The sequence below is a fragment of the Solibacillus sp. FSL K6-1126 genome (assembly GCF_038003445.1).
GTDB classification, from domain to species: Bacteria; Bacillota; Bacilli; order Bacillales_A; family Planococcaceae; genus Solibacillus; species Solibacillus silvestris.
On record NZ_JBBOPD010000001.1, the window covers coordinates 335001 to 357144 of the forward strand.

Genomic DNA, 22144 nt, shown 5'->3' on the forward strand with positions numbered 1-22144 from the left:
AGCAATAAATCAAATTTCTATTTTATAGATTTTTAAACAAGTCAAGCAATTGACGTGTAAACTTAAATCTTAGATCTCTGATCTAAGTGTTAACTTTTGGTTAAGTTAATAAGGGCGCACGGTGGATGCCTTGGCACTAGGAGTCGATGAAGGACGGCACTAACACCGATATGCCTCGGGGAGCTGTAAGTAAGCTTTGATCCGGGGATTTCCGAATGGGGGAACCCACTATCTTTAATCGGATAGTATCTTCACGTGAATTCATAGCGTGTTGAAGACAGACGCAGGGAACTGAAACATCTAAGTACCTGCAGGAACAGAAAGAAAATTCGATTCCCTGAGTAGCGGCGAGCGAAACGGGAAGAGCCCAAACCAAAGAGCTTGCTCTTTGGGGTTGTAGGACACTCTATACGGAGTTACAAAAGAATGAATTAGACGAAGCGACTTGGAAAGGTCCGCGAAACAAGGTAAAAGCCCTGTAGTCAAAAGTTCATTCCCTCCAGAGTGGATCCTGAGTACGGCGGAACACGTGAAATTCCGTCGGAATCCGGGAGGACCATCTCCCAAGGCTAAATACTACCTAGTGACCGATAGTGAACCAGTACCGTGAGGGAAAGGTGAAAAGCACCCCGGAAGGGGAGTGAAATAGATCCTGAAACCGTGTGCCTACAAGTAGTTAGAGCCCGTTAATGGGTGATAGCGTGCCTTTTGTAGAATGAACCGGCGAGTTACGATTACGTGCGAGGTTAAGTTGAGAAGACGGAGCCGCAGCGAAAGCGAGTCTGAATAGGGCGAATTAGTACGTGGTCGTAGACCCGAAACCAGGTGATCTACCCATGTCCAGGGTGAAGGTGAGGTAACACTCACTGGAGGCCCGAACCCACGCACGTTGAAAAGTGCGGGGATGAGGTGTGGGTAGCGGAGAAATTCCAATCGAACCTGGAGATAGCTGGTTCTCTCCGAAATAGCTTTAGGGCTAGCCTCGTGATTGAGAATACCGGAGGTAGAGCACTGTTTGGACTAGGGGGGCATCTCGCTTTACCGAATTCAGACAAACTCCGAATGCCGGATATTTATACACGGGAGTCAGACTGCGAGTGATAAGATCCGTAGTCAAGAGGGAAACAGCCCAGACCACCAGCTAAGGTCCCCAAGTAATCGTTAAGTGGAAAAGGATGTGGCGTTGCTTAGACAACCAGGATGTTGGCTTAGAAGCAGCCATCATTTAAAGAGTGCGTAATAGCTCACTGGTCGAGTGACGCTGCGCCGAAAATGTATCGGGGCTAAACGATTCACCGAAGCTGTGGATGCATACTTTGAGTATGCGTGGTAGGAGAGCGTTCTAACAGCGTTGAAGTCAGACCGGAAGGACTGGTGGAGCGGTTAGAAGTGAGAATGCCGGTATGAGTAGCGAAACATGGGTGAGAATCCCATGCACCGTATGACTAAGGTTTCCTGAGGAAGGCTCGTCCGCTCAGGGTTAGTCGGGACCTAAGCCGAGGCCGATAGGCGTAGGCGATGGACAACAGGTTGATATTCCTGTACCACCTCCTCACCGTTTGAGAAATGGGGGGACGCAGTAGGATAGGGTAAGCACGCCGTTGGTTGCGCGTGTTCAAGCAGTAAGGCGTGTATGTAGGCAAATCCGCATACTATAACGTTGAGCTGTGATGACGAGCTCGTATGAGCGAAGTTCCTGATTTCACACTGCCAAGAAAAGCCTCTATCGAGGTGAGAGGTGCCCGTACCGCAAACCGACACAGGTAGTCGAGGAGAGAATCCTAAGGTGTGCGAGAGAACTCTCGTTAAGGAACTCGGCAAAATGACCCCGTAACTTCGGGAGAAGGGGTGCTTCTTTGGGTGCATAGCCTAGAGAAGCCGCAGTGAATAGGCCCAGGCGACTGTTTAGCAAAAACACAGGTCTCTGCAAAACCGTAAGGTGACGTATAGGGGCTGACGCCTGCCCGGTGCTGGAAGGTTAAGAGGAGCGGTTAGCGCAAGCGAAGCTGTGAATTGAAGCCCCAGTAAACGGCGGCCGTAACTATAACGGTCCTAAGGTAGCGAAATTCCTTGTCGGGTAAGTTCCGACCCGCACGAAAGGCGTAACGATCTGGGCACTGTCTCAACGAGAGACTCGGTGAAATTATAGTACCTGTGAAGATGCAGGTTACCCGCGACAGGACGGAAAGACCCCGTGGAGCTTTACTGTAGCCTGATATTGAATTTTGGTACAACTTGTACAGGATAGGTAGGAGCCAGAGATCTCGGAGCGCCAGCTTCGAAGGAGGCGTCGGTGGGATACTACCCTGGTTGTATTGAACTTCTAACCCATGCCCCTTAGCGGGGTAGGAGACAGTGTCAGGCGGACAGTTTGACTGGGGCGGTCGCCTCCTAAAGAGTAACGGAGGCGCCCAAAGGTTCCCTCAGAATGGTTGGAAATCATTCGTAGAGTGTAAAGGCATAAGGGAGCTTGACTGCGAGACCTACAAGTCGAGCAGGGTCGAAAGACGGGCTTAGTGATCCGGTGGTTCCGCATGGAAGGGCCATCGCTCAACGGATAAAAGCTACCCCGGGGATAACAGGCTTATCTCCCCCAAGAGTCCACATCGACGGGGAGGTTTGGCACCTCGATGTCGGCTCATCGCATCCTGGGGCTGTAGTCGGTCCCAAGGGTTGGGCTGTTCGCCCATTAAAGCGGTACGCGAGCTGGGTTCAGAACGTCGTGAGACAGTTCGGTCCCTATCCGTCGTGGGCGTAGGAAATTTGAGAGGAGCTGTCCTTAGTACGAGAGGACCGGGATGGACATACCGCTGGTGTACCAGTTGTCTTGCCAAAGGCATCGCTGGGTAGCTATGTATGGACGGGATAAGTGCTGAAAGCATCTAAGCATGAAGCCCCCCTCAAGATGAGATTTCCCATTACGCAAGTAAGTAAGACCCCTGAAAGACGATCAGGTAGATAGGTTCGAGGTGGAAGTGCGGTGACGCATGCAGCTGACGAATACTAATCGGTCGAGGACTTAACCACATTTTATTGCTCAATTCAATGAAACGTTTATCCAGTTTTGAAAGAATGAAATTCTTTTACATAGGCTTATTTAAAGCCCACTATAGTGAAGTGATGATGGCAAAGAGGTCACACCCGTTCCCATACCGAACACGGAAGTTAAGCTCTTTAGCGCCGATGGTAGTTGGGGGCTTCCCCCTGTGAGAGTAGGACGTCGCTTCGCTAGAATATTGGAGGATTAGCTCAGCTGGGAGAGCACCTGCCTTACAAGCAGGGGGTCGGCGGTTCGAGCCCGTCATCCTCCACCATTTCTAAATGCCGGTGTAGCTCAGTTGGTAGAGCAACTGACTTGTAATCAGTAGGTCGAGGGTTCGACTCCTTTCGCCGGCACCATTTAGAGAGCCATTAGCTCAGTTGGTAGAGCATCTGACTTTTAATCAGAGGGTCGAAGGTTCGAGTCCTTCATGGCTCACCAGTTTTATAAAATTATACATACTGTCAGAATAAATAGATCTTAAGCATTTTGCGGAAGTAGTTCAGTGGTAGAACACCACCTTGCCAAGGTGGGGGTCGCGAGTTCGAACCTCGTCTTCCGCTCCAAAATGCCGGGGTGGCGGAACTGGCAGACGCACAGGACTTAAAATCCTGCGGTGAGTGATCACCGTGCCGGTTCGATTCCGGCCCTCGGCACCATTTTATAATTCTTATCTCTAATAATGCGCGCCCGTAGCTCAATTGGATAGAGCGTCTGACTACGGATCAGAAGGTTGTGGGTTCGACTCCTGCCGGGCGCGCCATAATATATTTTTACTGACATATTCGGAATGTAGCTCAGCTTGGTAGAGCACTTGGTTTGGGACCAAGGGGTCGTAGGTTCGAATCCTGTCATTCCGACCATTATTAATGGGGCCTTAGCTCAGCTGGGAGAGCGCCTGCCTTGCACGCAGGAGGTCAGCGGTTCGATCCCGCTAGGCTCCACCATTTATATTTTATTCCCTTTGGAGGTATACCCAAGTCTGGCTGAAGGGATCGGTCTTGAAAACCGACAGGCGGGTAACACCGCGCGGGGGTTCGAATCCCTCTACCTCCTCCATTTTTAATATTTTTACTTTAGATGTTGGTCCCGTGGTGTAGCGGTTAACATGCCTGCCTGTCACGCAGGAGATCGCCGGTTCGATCCCGGTCGGGACCGCCATTTTTTTTATGGGTTTGTAGCTCAGTTGGTAGAGCATTAGATTGAAGCTCTAAGTGTCGGCGGTTCGATTCCGTCCAAACCCACCATACTATGGGCCTATAGCTCAGCTGGTTAGAGCGCACGCCTGATAAGCGTGAGGTCGATGGTTCGAGTCCATTTAGGCCCACCATAGTATTATTCCGAAGTAGCTCAGTTGGTAGAGCATCCGGCTGTTAACCGGCAGGTCGCAGGTTCGAGTCCTGCCTTCGGAGCCATTGGCCCGTTGGTCAAGTGGTTAAGACACCGCCCTTTCACGGCGGTAACACGGGTTCGAATCCCGTACGGGTCATATACACTTGAAAGAAAACACATTGCAGATTTTGCAATGTGTTTTTTGTTATTTTAAAAATGAATTCAACATAGGGAATTATTTGAAATACTGAATGTTAAGGAGTTTGAAGAAATGAGTATGATAGTCTATATAGGCTTTAATTTTCCGATAAAACTAAATGAAGGTGATGTAGAACATGAATATGAAGTTGACTATGTTTGCCCCGATGCAGAACATCTTAACATAGTTAAACAAAAGCATTTTACGACACCCTATATCTTTGAGATTTTACAATTTGCAAATCCTATTTGGGAATTGACGGACTATAATAAGGCTTATTCTCCACATAACTATGAAAAATCCAAAAAAATTTTCTCGATTTGTGTCATTATCTAAAAGAATTGCTCCCGAAAGGTGATATTTGTGAAATATACATCTGCTGGGACGGAGAAGAAAATGAAGACCTTGAAGTTGAATTGAAGATTAATTTAAATGATTTACAAATTGAAGCCATTGAAATATATGAAAAGTGCTTTATTCGTGTAGAAAACTAAAGGTTAAATTAGAGTATGAGTATTGTCATGAAAGGAAAATAATTAGAGGAACTTAATTTGTTGAGCTCCTCTAATTATTTATTTCAAAGTCAACAATTAAATTTAACAGAGCCTTTTATTTAGTAAAGGGCCATCAATAAAAATGAAGGTTACCTGATAGACTGTCCAGCTGTAATGAGCGATACAAATAGTAAATCATACAGCTATTACAACTTTATACTTTAATAAAAAACATCCTACAGACAAATCGCTTTCGGCATGGACGATTTATCGATGTAGGATGTTTTTTGAGATATATTATAAAAGGGATGCGTGGAAAATTGTTCAAAGTTCAATTGTTATACTATGTGATTATAAATGATGAATTTTATGTTCTATAAAAATTGGGCAGAATTTTTATAGATGCTGCATTAACGGAATGCAGCTTTAAATTCTCCAGTCACTTCCTGGTGACCATTATTCGACTCATACGCTTGCTCGATCTCTAATTCAAAACGATCCATAATCGGAATATCGTTTACAGAGAATAAGTACGAATCTTTTGAAGCATAGTGCTCATACCAAGCCCAGTTTGGAACGACAAAGTAATCGCCTTTTTTCCAGTCAAAGCGTGTACCGTTAATAACTGTATAGCCTTCACCTCTATGCACTTGATAAACAGTAGAATGCGTATGGCGTAAAGCTTTTGTATGCATGCCAGCTGGTAAGTGCTGCATACGTGTACCTAATGTCGGGTTGGCTGCTTTACCTGTAGAAGGATTAATATATTCAACAGCAAAACCATGATGCGGGTCTGGATCAAATGACATTAAGCCTTTAATTCCTTCAACCGTACGATCCCATTTGTAGTTGGCTAGTGGTGCTACTGTATACTTGTCATCACCGACAGGGCGTACCATTCCTCCACGATAACGCTTTTCCGTGAAATTATCCGGAATATTCGGCTCTTGCAAACCGCCTTCATAAGGATCGAAGAAAGTACCGCCGATTCCGTATAAAGTCGGGATATCCAGCGCGTCTGTCCATAGCATCGGCTCATCGCCAACGTGCTCATGACCGTGCCATAATCCTTTAGGAGTAATTAAAAAGTCGCCTTCCTCCATGAAAATACGTTCGCCTTGTACAATTGTGTAGGCGCCTTGTCCTTCAGAAATAAAGCGCAACGCTGATTGAGAGTGACGGTGAGAAGGGGCTTTTTCACCCGGCAGCAGCATTTGTACGGCTACATAAATCGTTTGTGTAGTTGATGCCCACCCCCAAGGCTGACGATATGTTAATCCCGGGTTTTGGAAATAGATTGCACGACGTTCTCCGCCACGATCTGGTGTAAAGATTTGTGCTGCTTCGCCCATTTTCTTTTTAATTAATTCATCACTCCAAAGGTAAGCTTGTGCTTGTGGCTTTGGTGTATGATTCATAATTTCCGGAATGGCTTCCCAAAGTGGACCTAAATGATATTGTTCAATATCTTTCGTAAAATCTTTTACCGTGTCACTTTTCATAAACTCTTTTACTTCTTCTGATACTCCTGCCATACATCTTCACTCCTTTAATAGTAATTGTGCATAAAGAATACTAGACCGTATTGAAGGTTATACACTTACTGGCACATTTGCAGCTGCTACTTTATTTTCCAGTGCACCAACTTTATCAATTTCGATGCGGACAACATCGCCGTCTTTCAAGAAAGTCGGAGGATTCATAGCAACGCCAACCCCACCTGGAGTACCTGTTAAAATTACATCACCCGGCTCTAATGTCATTAAGTTAGAAAGGAAAGCAACTAGCTTTTGTACAGAAAATACTAAGTTAGCCGTATTCGTTTGCTGGCGTACTTCGCCATTCACTGTCAATACAACAGATAACCCTGATGGATCCGGTAATTCATCAGCTGTTAATAAATAAGGTCCCATCGGTGCAGAACCGTCTACTGTTTTACCTTGCAGCCATTGTAATGTACGACGTTGGATATCACGATAAGTCACATCGTTCGTAATTGTATAGCCGGCTACGTAATCCAGGGCGTCTTCTTCTGAAACATTACGGGCTTGTTTACCAATAACAAATGTAAACTCTGCTTCATAATCAAGCTGTTCAGAAATCGGATAGAATGGAATATCATCATCAGGCCCTAAAAGTGTATTTGCAAATTTAGCGAAAATAACTGGATGTGTTGGTAACTCACGGCCCATTTCCAGAATATGCTCACGGTAATTGTGACCTACACAAATGATCTTTCCTGGATTTAATACTGGTGCTCCAACATGTACTTCGTTACGATCAAAAACCGCTTTTGTAATAGAAGCGTTTGGATTCTCTAAAATGAAGTCGACAGCTTGTTGCGCCAATTCAATAGATTTTTTCCCGCCTTCATAAATACCATCTGTAGTTGCCGGCACATAAGCATGGGCAATCTCCTTATAACGATATTCACCTTCTGCTTGAAGTTTTGCTTCAAAAGCATGGTTTAAATCGATTACTTGTTCCTTCACAATCGCTCCAGCACGTGTAATACCGTTCACTGTATAGTTGACTAATTTCATAATTATCCCCCTTTATCGAAATAGAATACAAAGTTCTCTATTTAAAGAAAATATAAAGTACTTTAGGTAGTAAAGTCAATATTTTTCAGAAAAATCTTTTAAATAAGTGATTTAGGACCTATTAAAAGCAATTAATTATCAGTAAATTTAGAAATATTATTGACAAATGTTTCTCTTTTACGTTACATTTTCATTATAAGTAAACAAAGTTCTCTATTTATAGAATCGGAGGTAATGATATGACAAATATTAGTGATGTAATTGTAGTTGGTGGGGGAATTGGCGGTTTAGCGACAGCGCTTTCAATAGTACAACGCACAGATAAAACGGTAGCAGTATTAGAACAAGCACCTGCATTCGGAGAAATAGGAGCAGGTATCCAATTAGCACCTAACGCACTGCATGTATTGGACCAATTAGGTGTTAAAGAAGAAATATTAAATGTAGCGGTCGTACCGAAGCGCTTAGTGCTAAAAGATATTTATACGGCAAAGGAATTAGCTGTACTTGATTTGACTGACGGTTTCCAGGAGCGTTTCAAGCAGCCGTACGTTGTATTGCACCGCTCGGATCTACACCGTGTTTTATATGAAGCATGTTTGAAAAATAACCGTATTTCATTTAAAAACGATGAGCAAATCCAAACAGTATCACAAACGCCAGGTCAAGTAACGATTACAAACCAACGTGGTGAGTCCTATACAGCAGAAGCAGCAATCGGGGCAGATGGTATTAAATCAAATGTACGTAAGCTATTTTCTCAAGACGAAATGATCTGTTCGGAATATGTAGCATACCGTGGGACATTACCGATTGAAGAGATTACTGCTGAAGGCGATATTGCAATGGATGATGTGATTATGTGGATTGGACCGAACTTACACTTAGTACAATATCCTGTTCGTCGCGGTGAGTTATATAATCAAGTCGTTGTTTTCAAAACATATGACTATAAACCGGAAGGCGACTGGGGGACTCCGGAAGAAATGCAACAACGCTTTGAAGGTGCACATCCGGATGTAGAGCGTGCGTTAAAGTATATTTCGACTCAATTCCGCTGGCCGATGTTCCACCGTCTGCCAATAGAAAACTGGACAGATGAAAATGTAACACTATTGGGAGATGCAGCTCACCCGATGCTCCAATATTTAGCACAAGGCGGTGCACAGGCACTTGAAGATGCATATGTATTAGGAGAAGCTTTAGAAAATGAAGCAACGTACAATGAAGCATTTTTACGTTATCAAAAAGAGCGCCAACCGCGTTCAGCAATGGTACAAAATTCAGCACGTCGCTGGGGTGAAATTATTCATGCAGATACAGCTGACGACCTTGACCGTGCGCTTGTGTTGTTACGTGATCATTTATTCGGCAGTCACAAGGAAACAAACTATGATGTAGCAGACTTTTTATATAATTACTTCAACACACGCAAAAGTGAAGTTAAGAGCTGAATAACGGAAAATTAAAAAGAGAAAGGGGATTAGTTCCCTTTCTCTTTAAAGCCATATACAGTCGACATTTCTTTACTCATATCAATAATTTGCTGCATCATTTCAGATGAAGTGTCTGTAGGTACGTCCTCTTCAAAGCCAACAACTGTGATGGCACCGACAAGCTCATTTTTGTAATTGAGTATTGGTAAACCGATAGAGGAAACATGACGGACAAGAGGCTCATGTGCAAACGAAAACCCGTTTTTGCGAATTCCTTTCAGCTCGCGTTGAAAAGCCGCAACATCAAAATTGGCAAGTTCATTTTGCTGAGCTTCAATCCAGTTCGTAATTTCCAAGGAATTAGCATAGGCCGCAAAAATTTTTCCTGTAGATGAATTAATCGGCAGTTTCGTACCGACTTGCGCACCGATACTTAAGCCAAAATTCGTATTCCAAATATTTGTGATAACCGGGGAATCATTTACCCAAAGCGATAGCAATGTCGTCATATTTGTGAGATTGCTAAGTTCTTTAAAATAGGGTGTAAGGCGTTCGATAAAATCGTCGTTTTGCATGGCAGCATTCCCGTATTCCAAAAATTTATAGCCGAGTGAATAGCTACCCGTCTTTTGATCACGATAAAGCAAATCTAACTGGATAAGTGTATTTAAATATTTATAGAGATTACTTTTAGAAATGCCTGTTTGTTCCTGAATATCGGAAAAACGTAGTGGGTGGTCGCTTTGCGCAACGACATCGATAATTTGAATACCTAATGCTAATGATCCGATTGTAGTACTGCTTGACATAGTATTCTATTCACCTTTCTTAAAAAGTCATTCAAAATAAGGAGATTATATCATGAAAACTAATGTTATGGAAAAGAAGTTTGAAAGTTTTGAGAAAAGCATCAATAGTATGGTTGATCTAATAAGTATAACAGAGACGGGAGTGCTGTATAAAAAACCATCCAAAGAAAAATGGTCGGTTATGCAAATCGCTACACACATCATCGAAGCAATCGAGTTTTGGGTAGCTGACTTAGAGGCACTCCTAGTCGTACCAGGAGCGAAATGGGGACGTAACCATGAACATGTCCGTCGTTTAGCTGCGGTAGATGAAAATTATGTAGCGACTGTTTCAAAGGAAAAAGCGATTGAAAGGCTCAATGCGCTCATTCCTTTAGTGAACGAAAGCTTTGCAAAAGTGCAACAGGAAGATTTAGAAAAAACTGCACCTAGCTACAACCCGAATTTTGATGGCAAGCCGTTATCATTTTTAATCAACCATCTAATTATTTTGCATACTGAAAGTCACGTAGGGCAGATGCAGCGTCATTTAGAATTGGTACAGCCGCAAAAAGTAGAGTAAGAGTCGGAAGTATCCACTGTTTGATGTGCGTATAGTAAGGTATTATAAAGATACAATAGAGAGGGCTGTCTGGAATGGATTTCGGGGCATGCCCTTTCTGCGTATAAAACAGTGGAAGCAGGTGGAAAAGTGGATGCAATAATAAAAACAGGGAATAAAGCAGTCTATCCGATTATTTTCCCTTCTGACTATAGTGGATTGGGGAGTATTAACTGTTATGTCTACCAAAATGGAAAAGACTATACATTAATCGATGCGGGCATTAAAAATGAGGAATTTGAGCAGTTTTTTTATCGTAAATTGAAAGAATATAATATAGAAATTAATCAAATTACCGGTATTATTTTAACTCATTTTCATAATGATCATATCGGGGTAGTAAATCAAATTACGAATGATTACCCGATTCCTGTCTATGCCAGTGAAATTGCCATTCCTCGTTTGAAGTGTGAGCATGATTATTTACAGCAGAAGCTTAGCTTTTACTATGATTTGTATGAGCAATACGGGGTACCAGAATTTGGACGTGAACGAATGGCAAAAATGGAGAATACCCTTCAAAATAAAGAACAGGTGATGATCTATCCGCCGATTATGAAACTGGAAGACGGGCAAGCAATCGGAGGATTACGCGTAATGGCTGCTCCTGGGCATTCACCGGACTCAATTTGTTTGTTTGATGAGGAGACAGGATGGTTATTCGCGGGGGATTTTTTATTGGCTACTGGTATGACGAATGCTTTAATCGATCATGACCATTTAGGAAACGTTACAAACCCGATTAGCCAATATTTAGACTCGATAGAAAAAATGAAAGCTTACCATGTTCGTACCGTGTTTGCAGGTCATAAAGAGATTTATGATAACTTGAGTGAAGTGATGGAAAAAAGCTTAAGTAAAATAGAATACAAGTTGCAAAAGGTTGTATCCAAAATAGGTGAAGGCCATCAAACTGCCAAACAATTAGGGGAAGCTGTATACGGAGAGCGGTTTGCGAAATATTTTACATTTATGATTTCTGAAATTATTGGATTAACGCTCCTTGCAGAACAGCGCGGTTTAATTGTGCGTGAGGTACGGAACGGGGAGTGGTGTTTTTCAGTTACAAGTTTGATTGATAAATGAAAACAGCTGCCCGGGAGAGGCAGCTGTTTTTGTTATAGCGTATTATTTCCATCTCACATAAAGTGTCGTCGGAGTCGTTTGAGGTTGATTCCATTTTGCGAAAGCTTTTGTATACTTACTCGTTGTATAAAGATTGTTCAGCGGTTTTGTGTTGATACCAAATTCATATATAGCAGATGCTTTATTAATGTCGGCGGATTTAATGATCGTTGTTTTCTTACCTTGTAATGTAATGGTTTTCAGCGGATTCATAAGCACTGAACTGAACTCTAATGACTGGACATTTGCAGGAACTGTCAGCTTTTTCAGCTTGTTATTGAAAAACGCACCATTGCTGATTGTCGTTACTTTCGAAGGGATCGTAACTGAGCTCAGCGCGTTGTTCGCAAACGCAGCTTCTTTTAATACTTTTATATTTTTAGGAATTTGAACAGATTTTAATTTATTATTTGCAAATACATATGGTCCCATTGCTGTCACACTGTCCGGAATAATGATAGTAGTTAATCTATTCGTATCAAACGCGTGCTGGCCGATTGAGGTTAATCCATATTTTAATGAAACAGATGTCAAAGCATTGTTAACAAATGCATATTGTTCGATAACTTTAATGTTTTTAGGAATCGTCACATTCTTTAACTTATTATCCGCAAATACAAAGCTTTCAATTTTAGTTAACTTTGATGGAATGGTTATATTTGTTAATTCGTTGTCGCTAAAGGCTCCGTATTTAATATTTTGCACATTTTCCGGTAGTGTTAACGATGTTAGTTTATTTGTTTCAAACGCTTGCTCACCGATTATCTTTAATGTTGCCGGGAATTTCACAAATTTAAGTTTATTTGTATGAAAAGCAAAACTTTCAATGACGACGACAGATTTTGGGATCGTTACATCTGTTAGATTATTGTACGAAAAAGAATAAGGCGTAATTGTTTTTAACCCGTTTGACAATGTTACCGAAGTTAACCCGTTATTGGCAAATGCGTATTGTCCTACATTTGTCACGCTATTCGGTAATGATAGGCGCGGCAGCTTATTGTACTGAAATGCACTGTCATCAATTGTTTGTAATGAATTCGGCAAGGTTAAACTTGTGATGGTATTGTTCGCAAAAGCGAAGGCTGGAATGGTTTTAATGCCTTTGCCGACTTTTACTTGTGACAAGCGGTTTGCGTAAAAGGCTTTTTTGCCAAGGTGCGTAACAGAGTCCGGGATCGTGACGCCGGCAATTTTATTCCTGCTGAATGCTTCCTTACCGATTGTTTTCAAATTGTCCGGTAAGACAAGTGTTTTTCCTCCGAATATATTTTCACTGAAGCTGAATGCATTGTTGCCGATCACTTCCAGACTTGAAGGGAGTTGAAGCGGCTTGTTTTTATCGTAATTAACGGATGCAAATGCATAAGGTCCGATAACACGAATTGTATTTGGCAATGTTACACTAAATGGCTCTTTATTCATTGCTGTGTTAGTAGCCGGAATGATGGAGTGTTTAGTTGTAAAGGCAAATGGTGCGATTTCGGTAACGGGAATGCCATTGATGGCAGCCGGAATATTGAATGACTCAGCGCCTGCATTTTCGTCAAAGCCGGTAATTTTAATTTCCTGTTTACCGTTATATTCGGTAATGGCATAATATAAATTTTCATATTGGTGATCCTGCTTACTTTGCAAATGAGCAGGTAATGTCACATCTACATTACGATCGCTGTATAGAGCGCCGACGATTGATGCGCCAATTGTTGTGACGGAGTCCGGAACAGTAAGGGATGAAATGGAATTCCCCATAAAGGCTTCTGTCCCGATTTCTTCAAGTCCGACTGGTAATGTAACGTTTTGAAGGGAGTTGTTTATAAATGCTCCATCACCGATTCGTTTCAACGTTTTCGGAAAACTAACGGTATGGACGATTCTCTCTTCATAATCAGGAGCATCATAATTAAACCATTCTGTATCAATCGCAAAAGCATTATCCGCAATTTCCGTTACAGGATAGCCGGCGATTGTTTCGGGAATAGTTAAGTTTTTTGGTGCAGAAGAGCCAATAATTCGTACCTCTTGTTTTCCATTTTCAGCTGTAAAAATTACATAATAGAAATTCTTGTATGTCTCATATGGTGCAGCAGTTGCAGAACTGCAAAATCCGATAATAGAAACGAGCATTAACGCACAGGTAATAATGATTTTTTTCATAGGTTAAATCCTTTCTTTATTTTGGAATTAACGTACAGACGGATTATTTGGAAATAAGTTTCAAAATTAAATAAATATTTTTTAGTGGTAAATTACAACTTGAAAAGGTTCCTGCCACCTTATTAGACAAGAACCTTTTTGCTACTCTAAAGTGAGCGTTCCACTATATGTCGTTCCTTTATCACGGCCGGCTTCACAATAAAACTCGGTTGTTTTAATTGTCTTATTAGTAAGCCGTTCGAATTCAATAACACATCGATCACCATCCGCTGTTTTGGATAACCGCGCTTTTGTATCGGCTGTGAATGTCGCTGTTCCTTCAATCGTGCCGGATGCCCAGCCGTCATACGTATAATAGATCAATTGGAAACCGGTTTTCGTACTATTAGAGATTGTTAATACACGCCCCTTTGAATCAAGGTCCCCTTTACCGTAAGTATGAAAATACGTATACTCGCCATTCCAAGATTTATTTGGCTTCTTGTCGGCAGTAGGGGACCAGTTTGCACCTGTGCGTAATGATTTATCAAGCATACTGCGGGCGGAAGAAGCACGTTCATAAAGCGGGCTATTACTAGCAAAGCTCTCTTCTGCCATGTCAGAACGATAAAAGAAGTTTTTATTTTGCATGTTATAGAAAAACAGAACAAGCTGTGCACGTGTTAAATTATTTGTTGTACCGAAAAAATGCTGTAAATTAGTTTGCTCATACTTTGCGTTTTGTCCGTTAGAAATATCATGATCCAGTAAAAAACGGATTGCTTTATTTAAAGTCGTTTGTCCATCCGCTATATAGGCAATCGCCTGTGCAACAGTTCCCCGTTTTACAGCTGCACCTCGAATACTGTTATGGAAATAGCCGTTTAAAGGTACTTGATAGGCGGCAAGCGTATTATAGTTTGCATCGGATGGAATCTCTTTCTTTGTGAACTTATCCAGTTCTTCCGAGACAGGTTCCAAATCAAAATAGCTAATTAAAATTTGAGCAAATTGTTGTTCTGTGACGGGTTGGTTTGGACGGAATGTACCGTTAGCATAGCCGTTTATAATATTAAAATCATATGCCCATTTAATTGCGTCATACGCATAATGGTTTGTCGGGACATCTTTAAACACTTGCTTCGCTGCCACCGAGTTGGTTGGAGAAATAAAAAAAGACAGCCCTACAATAATAGAGATAATTGTGAAGTAGAAGCGTTTCATAAAAAAACCTCCTCTTTATAATTGGATTATTTTTACTTTACCATGACTACCTCCAGTTTCCACTTACTTTTTATTCTAAAATATGGGATAAGAGCCGATATAATAGATATGGTATATAAAATGAGAATAGGTAGTGATCTATATGAATAAATCAAAGTTAATGCTAGCTGCATTGGCCGCAATCCCGGTAAGTATTGGGATGATAGGGGAAGTAGAGGCAGAGGGGGCAGCTGCGTCTGATATTGTCGCAGCAGATAAAGTCAGAGAAATGATTCAAACGTTAAACGACGAGTCGACGCCTACTGAAATCAGTGCAGCACGAAAAGCATATGAAGCATTAAACAGCGAGGCGAAAAAGCCAATCGAGAAACAAGTAGTTACAAACCTTGAATACTTCGAAAGCCGGTTAGCTGTTCAAAAGGCACAAGCTGAAAAAGAAGCGAAAGTCGTGATGGACCGCATTAATCGTATCGACAAATTGAAATATACAGAAGCTCAAATTAAAAGTATACGTATGGCGTACAATGCGCTGAGTGATCTTGCGAAGTCGTCTGTAATAAACCTCCACATTTTAATTGATGGTGAGAATTATATTATTTATCAAAATACTGTTGTGAAGCAGGCAAAGCTTGATGCCAACGCATTTGATATATATATGAACGATATTAGCCGCAGCTCGACAACACAGGAAATTGCGAAAGCCCGATCACTATACAACAACTTATCGGCAGAAGCGAAAAGACATGTAACATCGTGGGAAAAGCTTGTTCGTCTTGAAACAATGTGGAGAGATCCATATTATATTGAGCTTGTGTATACGTACTATCCTGATTATATTCATGAAATAAAGCCGGGCGGAGTAGTCATCGAGAAGCCGGCATATGATCCGCTTTACATTCCGGATGATTCAGCAAGTACAGTTGTGACAACAATTCCGAAAACAGCAACTTGGTCAAACTATGAAACGATGACCTATCAAAATGGCCGCTATACAACACAAATAACTACTTCTCAAGTAAAAAATATTACAGACCGGAATATGCGTTTAAAAGCGGGAGATATTGAAATCATTATTCCTACATCGGAAATACAGTCTTCTACAGCTACAGTCGGTGTGTCTGTAAATGTAGCCAATAATCAGCTTCACCTCCAATTTACAGAAGGAAATCGTGCAAAAACTTTTGAAAATACAGTAGAAGTTCATGTTCCGGTCTCTAAATTAAAGGCGAATACTTCACAAGTAATTCAACGTGTTCTATCAACTGGTACATCACCGGCATCATTTAAGGTAGATGGCTCGAAATTCATTATCCGTACAGCCACAGGTGGTACATTTAAAGCAGCGAATAGCAGCGTTATTTATACGGATATTCCAAACACTGACCAAGGACGTGCCATTCGAGAGCTGGCAAAGCGCGGCATTCTATTTAATACGAAAAGCCGTCTAGTTCAAACCTATAAACAAGTAAGCAAACTCGATGCAGCGATAATGATTGCATCGGCACTGGATTTATCAAGTAACGCCAAATCGAAATATCTGGATATAGCAAATGCGCAGCAATTAAAACTAGTCCAGGGATTATTGGAAGCAGGCATCATGAGTGGTGCAACATCGAGCCGTTTTACACCTAATGCTTCGGTGACAAAGCAAGAAGCAGCCATTATTATTGCCAACATGTACCGCTATTTAAATCAGGATTTGGCGAAAGTATACAATGAATTAAACATTAGCTATCCGGATATTGCAAACCTGACATTTGAAGCGCGTCAAAGCATTGCAATTCTGGAGCTGTTTGGTGTTGTCGATGGGCAAGGTCCATTTAATCCTGAGAAAATATTATCACGCGGCGAGTTTGCCGAACTTATTTACAATGCGTTAATAGCAATCGACTATTTATAAAATTGAATGGTCCCGGAGTGGAAATCAATTTTACGCACATCGAAAAAACCTCCTTTTTCTCACAAAGAAAAAGGAGGTTTTTGGGGTATGTCTCGCACAGAGTGGAAGATTAGCAATAATAGGTTGACTGCTAAGCTGAAAATGGAAAATTCGTAGGAACTTCTGACAATTCCTATACAATTACGCTATAATTAACTACTACAGCACACATGCACAAAAGGAGTTTTCGCATGGTCTATTTATCGATGATTTTCTTCAAAATTGTTGCACCGATTTTAATTTTACTTATTATAGGTGCTATTTTACAGCGCAAGTTTCAGTTTAACCTTAAAGCATTATCCCACCTCATTACATACTGTTTCATGCCGGCTGCGGTATTTATCAATATTTATGAAACATCCATTGAAATGAGTGTGCTTGGACAAATTACGATTTTTATTATTTTGTTTATCGGTGCGCAAATGCTGTTAAGTCAGCTGCTCGCAAAGTTGTTAAAACTTGATAAAAAGGAATCGGCCGTTTTCAAAAACAGTGTTGTCCTTATAAACTCTGGTAACTATGGAATCCCGGTTGCACAAATGATTTTCGCAACCCAGCCGATCGGGGTAGCGATTCAAGTTATTCTTGTTATTTTTCAAAATATGACGACGTATACATATGGCTTGTATAATTTAATCTCATCAACAAAATCAGGATTAGCGATTGTCCGGGACTTTTTGAAAATGCCGATCGTTCATGCGCTAATTATTGGTGCGGCATTAAATTATTTTAGTGTACCGATCCCTGAAACGTTTAGTATTCCGCTGGAGCATATTGCAGACGGATTTGTGGCGGTTGCACTTATAACATTAGGTGCGCAGCTTTCTACAATCGAAATGCGCTCGATGTTCAATAAAACGATTTTTGTCAGCTGCTTTACACGATTAATAGTCGGCCCTGCAACAGCACTTGTTATTATTTTTGCATTGGGTCTGGACGGAGTAGTGGCACAATCGCTATTTATCGCAAGTGCATTCCCGACATCAAGAAACAGTTCCAGCTTAGCACTGGAGTATGATATTGAATCGGCAACAGCTGCCCAGACAGTACTGTTTTCAACGATTATCAGCTGTTTAACCGTGACGTTTGTTATTTACTTATCGACGATTTTATTTGCTTAGAAAAGGGAATCAAATAGAATTACAAGTTTGATTGGAATAGGTTAAAACGAAACGGATACTTTTAAAAATTGATTGGAATGAAGGGCGACTCCAGCGGGAAATGCACGACGCCTGAGACTTAAGAACAAAAGCTAAGAGCGCCACGTCCTGTGGCAACGCTTTTGTGACCAACATCGTGTTGGCCTCACGCTGTGCCCGCGGAAAGCGTCCCGGAATGGAAATCAATTTTTACGCACAGCTAAAAAACCCATTTTTCTCATAGAGAAAAATGGGTTTTTGGGTTATGTGGCAGCCCTTTTTCCATAAAAAAACCGCAAGTATCCCCTCAGATACTTGCGGCTGTAAGCGATTATAGTTGGATATCAATAACGCTTTCGTAATCTAGTAAAACTAAATTAATGAAAAGCTAGTGAATTTAACAATTTGAGCAAGAAGCTAAATTCATAGAGTACATCTTAGTACATACTTACCGTATTAGAGTATGGGTTTGAAAGGTCCATACCATCTAATGAAAGACCCATTGCCTTAGCTACACCTTCACCATATGCTGGATCAGCTAAGTAGCAGTGTAAAATGTGACGACGTTTGATGAATTCTTCAACACCGTTCATTTCTGCAGCAGTTGTTTCGAATAAACGTTGTTGCTGTTCCGGCGTTTGAAGACGGAATAATTTACCTGGTTGCTCGAAGTAGTTGTTGTCATCTTCACGGAAGTCGTAGATGTCAGCTGGACCATCAAGAGCTAATGCAGGGTCTTTATATTGTGTTTGACCTTGTAATGCGCCATAGCTATTTGGATAGTAAGTAATTGCTGAACCACGGTTTCCATCAGCACGACCTTGACCATCACGGTGATATACCATGAATGGGCATTTTGGTGTGTTTACTGGAATTTGGTGGTGGTTAACACCTAAACGGTAACGAGTTGCATCTTGGTATGCGAATAAACGGGCTTGCAGCATACGGTCTGGTGAGAATGAAATACCAGGTACAACGTTTGATGGAGCGAATGCAGCTTGCTCAACATCAGCGAAGTAGTTTTCCGGGTTACGGTTTAATTCGAACTCTCCAACTTCCATTAATGGGTACTCAGATTTGTACCAAACTTTTGTTAAGTCGAATGGGTTGTCCTTAGAGTTGCGAGCTTGCTCTTCAGTCATCACTTGAATGTACATTTTCCATTTCGGGAAATCGCCTTTTTCGATTGAATCGAATAGGTCACGTTGTGAAGATTCACGGTCTTTACCGATAATTTCAGCAGCTTCTGCACCAGTCAGGTTTTTAATACCTTGTTGTGTACGGAAGTGGAATTTCACGTATACACGTTCGCCAGCTTCGTTGATCATTGAGTAAGTGTGAGATCCGAAACCGTGCATGTTGCGGTAACCTGCTGGAATACCACGGTCAGACATTACGATTGTTACTTGATGTAAAGCTTCTGGTAATGAAGTCCAGAAATCCCAGTTCGAGTTGCCGTTATGCATGTTTGTTTTTGGATCACGCTTAACTACGTGGTTTAAATCCGGGAAGTGTAATGGGTCACGGAAGAAGAATACAGGTGTGTTGTTACCAACCATATCCCAGTTACCTTCTTCAGTGTAGAATTTTAATGCGAAACCGCGAATATCACGCTCAGCATCAGCCGCACCGCGCTCACCTGCTACAGTTGAGAAACGTGCGAACATTTCTGTTTTCTTACCAACTTCAGAGAAAATTTTTGCTTTTGTATATTTTGTGATGTCATGCGTTACAGTAAATGTACCGAATGCACCAGAACCTTTTGCGTGCATACGACGCTCAGGAATTACTTCTCGGTTAAAATTCGCTAATTTCTCAATTAGGAATACGTCTTGTAATAAGATCGGGCCACGGCGACCAGCTGTTTGCGAATCATCGTTCGATACTACTGGAGCACCAGTAATTGTTGTTAAACGTTCGTTTGTCATGTATAGTTCCTCCTAAATCTTTTTGAAAAACTCTTCATAAATAATATAACAAATCTAAATCATAATTTCTACTAGATTATAATAATTCTTTTTAAGTAATCTTTATATTAAAGAACTGGTTATTATATATGGACATTAATGAAAATTCCGACAATATAGTTTTCTAGTAAATTATACCTTTTTCCAGCTTAGAAAGATAAAGATTGCTCCGCATTTTTGGTCAATAATCACTTCTTATTTGTTTATCGACAAATATGGGTAGTTCTTCTATTATTACCTATATAGTAGAGGCAATTACTTTACGAAAGGACATAAGCATGCAACTAACATTAACTTTTATTATTTTAGCAGTTACGATTCTTCTATTTACGACGAATCGATTGCGGGCAGATCTTGTCGCAGTAATGGCGTTATTATCATTTGTCATATTAAATATTTTGACTCCCGCTGAAGCGCTGGCAGGGTTTTCGAATTCTGTCGTCATTATGATAGCAGGACTATTTGTTGTCGGGGCAGGTATTTTAAGGACGGGTCTTGCAGGAATGGCAGGAAACCTTCTTTTGAAATGGTCGGGGGATAATGAGCTCCGTCTCTTCATTTTGCTTCTTGTCATTGTCGCAATTGTCGGGGCGTTTATGAGCAATACAGGTACGGTTGCATTAATGCTGCCGATTGTAGTTTCGATAGCAATCAGCATCAAAGTAAGCCCGTCCAAATTTTTAATGCCGCTTTCGTACATTGCGAGCATGTCGGGGCTGATGACATTAATTGCATCGCCGACAAACCTGATTGCTTCGCAAACACTCGTTGATCACGGCTTTGAAAAACTAGGGTTTTTTACGATAACTCCAATCGGAATTATCGCAACGATTACCGTCATTATCTATTTAGTATTAGTACGCAATGTGCTGTTGCCGAATGAGGATAACCGTTCGCAATCAAGTGCGGGGTATAAGCTTTCTCCCAAAAAAATTGCCAAGGAATATGATATACATGATAAATTGTTCCGCGTAGTCGTAAGCGAGCATTCGACCATTTCGGAACAAAAGCTTGCTGATTTGAAACTTCCGGCAACCTATCATATTTATATTATGAAAATAAAACACGGTGCTGTGCAGGAAGGGCTTAATTTACGGCCGATGACGTACCAGGAACTTGCGGGTCCGAATAGTGTTATTCATATAGGAGATGAATTGTATGTTCAAGGTTTTGCCGATGATGTAGCACGGTTTGCCCATGATTTTGCGTTGACGGTTCAGCCGTTCGAAGATCATGCAAAAGAGCTCGTCACGAAAAAAATTGGTGTAGCGGAAGTATTGCTAACACCGCAGTCACGTCTTATTAAGGAATCTGTCAGTAAAATCGGGTTCCGTGAAAAGTACAATTTAAATATTCTGGGAATCAACCGTAAAGGTGACTACTTATTGAAAAACATGGCCGACCAGAAGCTGCGTTTTGGAGATGCGATTTTAGTGCAGGGAACATGGGATGAAATCGAGCTGTTGTCCCGAGAAACGCATGATGTTGTCGTAGTGGGGCAGCCACGCGAGTTAGCGGGAGCAATTGCAGCAAACGGAAAGGCTCCGATTGCTGGTATCATCATGCTGCTGATGATCGGACTCATGGTATTTGAAGTGTTTGACGCCGTAATTGCTGTATTAATCGGGGCCGTTCTTATGATTATTACAGGCTGTCTGCGCAATATGGATGATGCTTACAGCAAAATGAACTTTGAAAGTATTGTGCTCGTAGCGGCAATGCTTCCGATGGCGACAGCACTCGAGAAGACAGGGGGAATGACGATTCTCGCGGAAGGGATTATCAGTTTGCTCGGAGATTTCGGATCATATGGTGTATTGATGGGGATTTATTTATTAACAGTTGTTTTCGGGCAATTTGTTAGTAATACTGCGACAGCGGTACTGTTTTCGCCGATTGCCATCACTGCAGCACTTGCTATGGATGCGAACCCGTATACATTTATGATAGGGGTAGCAACTGCTGCGAGTATGGCATTTGCGACACCGATTGCATCTCCGACAAACTCTCTTGTATTAACAGCGGGCGGCTATAAATTTATGGATTTCGTCAAAGTCGGTGTTCCATTACAGGTTATTATGTTTATCGTCATGATGATTGCAGTACCGTTGCTGTTTCCATTTTAGTCGGTATAAAGGAGGTATTTGAATGGGATTGTCA

General features: G+C 41.5%; 13 protein-coding genes, 14 tRNA genes and 2 rRNA genes. 23 read left to right on the forward strand and 6 right to left on the reverse strand.

Translation table 11 applies throughout. The features are described 5' to 3' along the window. Positions 1–98 precede the first annotated feature (98 nt). From MHH44_RS01630 to MHH44_RS01710, 17 genes are all read left to right on the forward strand, one after another. Positions 99–3027 (forward strand): 23S ribosomal RNA (locus MHH44_RS01630). Positions 3028–3113: 86 nt separating this feature from the next. Next, positions 3114–3229: ribosomal RNA gene (rrf, locus tag MHH44_RS01635) — 5S ribosomal RNA — on the forward strand. A 9-nt stretch (positions 3230–3238) separates the two neighbouring features. After that, positions 3239–3314: transfer RNA gene (locus MHH44_RS01640), tRNA-Val, on the forward strand. A gap of 9 nt (positions 3315–3323) precedes the next feature. Beyond that, positions 3324–3399, forward strand: a tRNA-Thr gene (locus MHH44_RS01645). A gap of 6 nt (positions 3400–3405) precedes the next feature. After that, positions 3406–3481, forward strand: a tRNA-Lys gene (locus MHH44_RS01650). A gap of 50 nt (positions 3482–3531) precedes the next feature. After that, positions 3532–3606 (forward strand) — tRNA-Gly (locus MHH44_RS01655). A gap of 4 nt (positions 3607–3610) precedes the next feature. Then, a tRNA-Leu gene (locus tag MHH44_RS01660) sits at positions 3611–3699 on the forward strand. Positions 3700–3726: 27 nt separating this feature from the next. Further along, positions 3727–3803: transfer RNA gene (locus MHH44_RS01665), tRNA-Arg, on the forward strand. Between the two features lie 23 nt (positions 3804–3826). After that, a tRNA-Pro gene (locus MHH44_RS01670) sits at positions 3827–3903 on the forward strand. An 8-nt stretch (positions 3904–3911) separates the two neighbouring features. Next, positions 3912–3987: transfer RNA gene (locus MHH44_RS01675), tRNA-Ala, on the forward strand. 19 nt (positions 3988–4006) lie between these two features. Next, a tRNA-Ser gene (locus MHH44_RS01680) sits at positions 4007–4099 on the forward strand. Positions 4100–4125: 26 nt separating this feature from the next. Continuing rightward, positions 4126–4201: transfer RNA gene (locus tag MHH44_RS01685), tRNA-Asp, on the forward strand. A 10-nt stretch (positions 4202–4211) separates the two neighbouring features. Then, positions 4212–4287, forward strand: a tRNA-Phe gene (locus tag MHH44_RS01690). A 6-nt stretch (positions 4288–4293) separates the two neighbouring features. Next, positions 4294–4370: transfer RNA gene (locus MHH44_RS01695), tRNA-Ile, on the forward strand. Between the two features lie 9 nt (positions 4371–4379). Then, positions 4380–4455, forward strand: a tRNA-Asn gene (locus tag MHH44_RS01700). A gap of 2 nt (positions 4456–4457) precedes the next feature. After that, positions 4458–4529, forward strand: a tRNA-Glu gene (locus MHH44_RS01705). 114 nt (positions 4530–4643) lie between these two features. Then, entirely contained in the window at positions 4644–4907 is a 264-nt protein-coding gene (locus MHH44_RS01710) for a hypothetical protein (RefSeq protein ID WP_340797607.1), read from the forward strand. Between the two features lie 568 nt (positions 4908–5475). Here MHH44_RS01710 and MHH44_RS01715 read toward each other — a convergent pair. Together MHH44_RS01715 and MHH44_RS01720 are read right to left on the reverse strand one after the other, a co-directional pair. Further along, positions 5476–6600, reverse strand: coding sequence for a cupin domain-containing protein (locus MHH44_RS01715; protein ID WP_008407936.1), 1125 nt, complete (start codon positions 6598–6600; stop codon positions 5476–5478). Between the two features lie 57 nt (positions 6601–6657). Then, positions 6658–7608, reverse strand: coding sequence for a fumarylacetoacetate hydrolase family protein (locus tag MHH44_RS01720; protein WP_008407937.1), 951 nt, complete (start codon positions 7606–7608; stop codon positions 6658–6660). 239 nt (positions 7609–7847) lie between these two features. Here MHH44_RS01720 and MHH44_RS01725 point away from each other — a divergent pair, with 239 nt between their 5' ends. After that, the gene (locus MHH44_RS01725; RefSeq protein WP_087617022.1) at positions 7848–9062 is read left to right on the forward strand and encodes an FAD-dependent monooxygenase; all 1215 of its coding nucleotides are present in this window, start codon (positions 7848–7850) and stop codon (positions 9060–9062) included. A 29-nt stretch (positions 9063–9091) separates the two neighbouring features. Here MHH44_RS01725 and MHH44_RS01730 read toward each other — a convergent pair whose 3' ends face one another. Then, the gene (locus tag MHH44_RS01730; RefSeq protein ID WP_014824986.1) at positions 9092–9853 is read right to left on the reverse strand and encodes an IclR family transcriptional regulator; all 762 of its coding nucleotides are present in this window, start codon (positions 9851–9853) and stop codon (positions 9092–9094) included. A 52-nt stretch (positions 9854–9905) separates the two neighbouring features. Between MHH44_RS01730 and MHH44_RS01735 the strand changes: the two genes are divergently transcribed. Beyond that, positions 9906–10415: a DinB family protein gene (locus MHH44_RS01735; RefSeq protein WP_339263529.1), complete on the forward strand. Its 510-nt coding sequence runs from the start codon at positions 9906–9908 to the stop codon at positions 10413–10415. Positions 10416–10544: 129 nt separating this feature from the next. Beyond that, entirely contained in the window at positions 10545–11540 is a 996-nt protein-coding gene (locus tag MHH44_RS01740; RefSeq protein WP_340797608.1) for an MBL fold metallo-hydrolase, read from the forward strand. Positions 11541–11582: 42 nt separating this feature from the next. Here MHH44_RS01740 and MHH44_RS01745 read toward each other — a convergent pair whose 3' ends face one another. Both MHH44_RS01745 and MHH44_RS01750 read right to left on the reverse strand, forming a co-directional pair. Beyond that, positions 11583–13736, reverse strand: coding sequence for a leucine-rich repeat domain-containing protein (locus tag MHH44_RS01745; protein ID WP_340797609.1), 2154 nt, complete (start codon positions 13734–13736; stop codon positions 11583–11585). A 141-nt stretch (positions 13737–13877) separates the two neighbouring features. Continuing rightward, a complete protein-coding gene (locus MHH44_RS01750; RefSeq protein ID WP_340797610.1) occupies positions 13878–14939 on the reverse strand; it encodes an S-layer homology domain-containing protein in 1062 nt (353 codons plus the stop codon). Positions 14940–15081: 142 nt separating this feature from the next. Between MHH44_RS01750 and MHH44_RS01755 the strand changes: the two genes are divergently transcribed. Then, a complete protein-coding gene (locus tag MHH44_RS01755; RefSeq protein WP_340797611.1) occupies positions 15082–16839 on the forward strand; it encodes an S-layer homology domain-containing protein in 1758 nt (585 codons plus the stop codon). A 230-nt stretch (positions 16840–17069) separates the two neighbouring features. Then, positions 17070–17999, forward strand: coding sequence for an AEC family transporter (locus MHH44_RS01760; protein ID WP_340797612.1), 930 nt, complete (start codon positions 17070–17072; stop codon positions 17997–17999). A gap of 455 nt (positions 18000–18454) precedes the next feature. Here the strand turns inward: MHH44_RS01760 and MHH44_RS01765 are convergent, their stop codons facing one another. Then, entirely contained in the window at positions 18455–19945 is a 1491-nt protein-coding gene (locus MHH44_RS01765) for a catalase (protein WP_008407947.1), read from the reverse strand. Positions 19946–20262: 317 nt separating this feature from the next. Here MHH44_RS01765 and MHH44_RS01770 point away from each other — a divergent pair, with 317 nt between their 5' ends. Further along, positions 20263–22110, forward strand: a complete 1848-nt coding sequence (locus MHH44_RS01770; protein ID WP_340797613.1) for an SLC13 family permease — start codon at positions 20263–20265, stop codon at positions 22108–22110. The last annotated feature ends 34 nt before the right edge of the window (positions 22111–22144 follow it).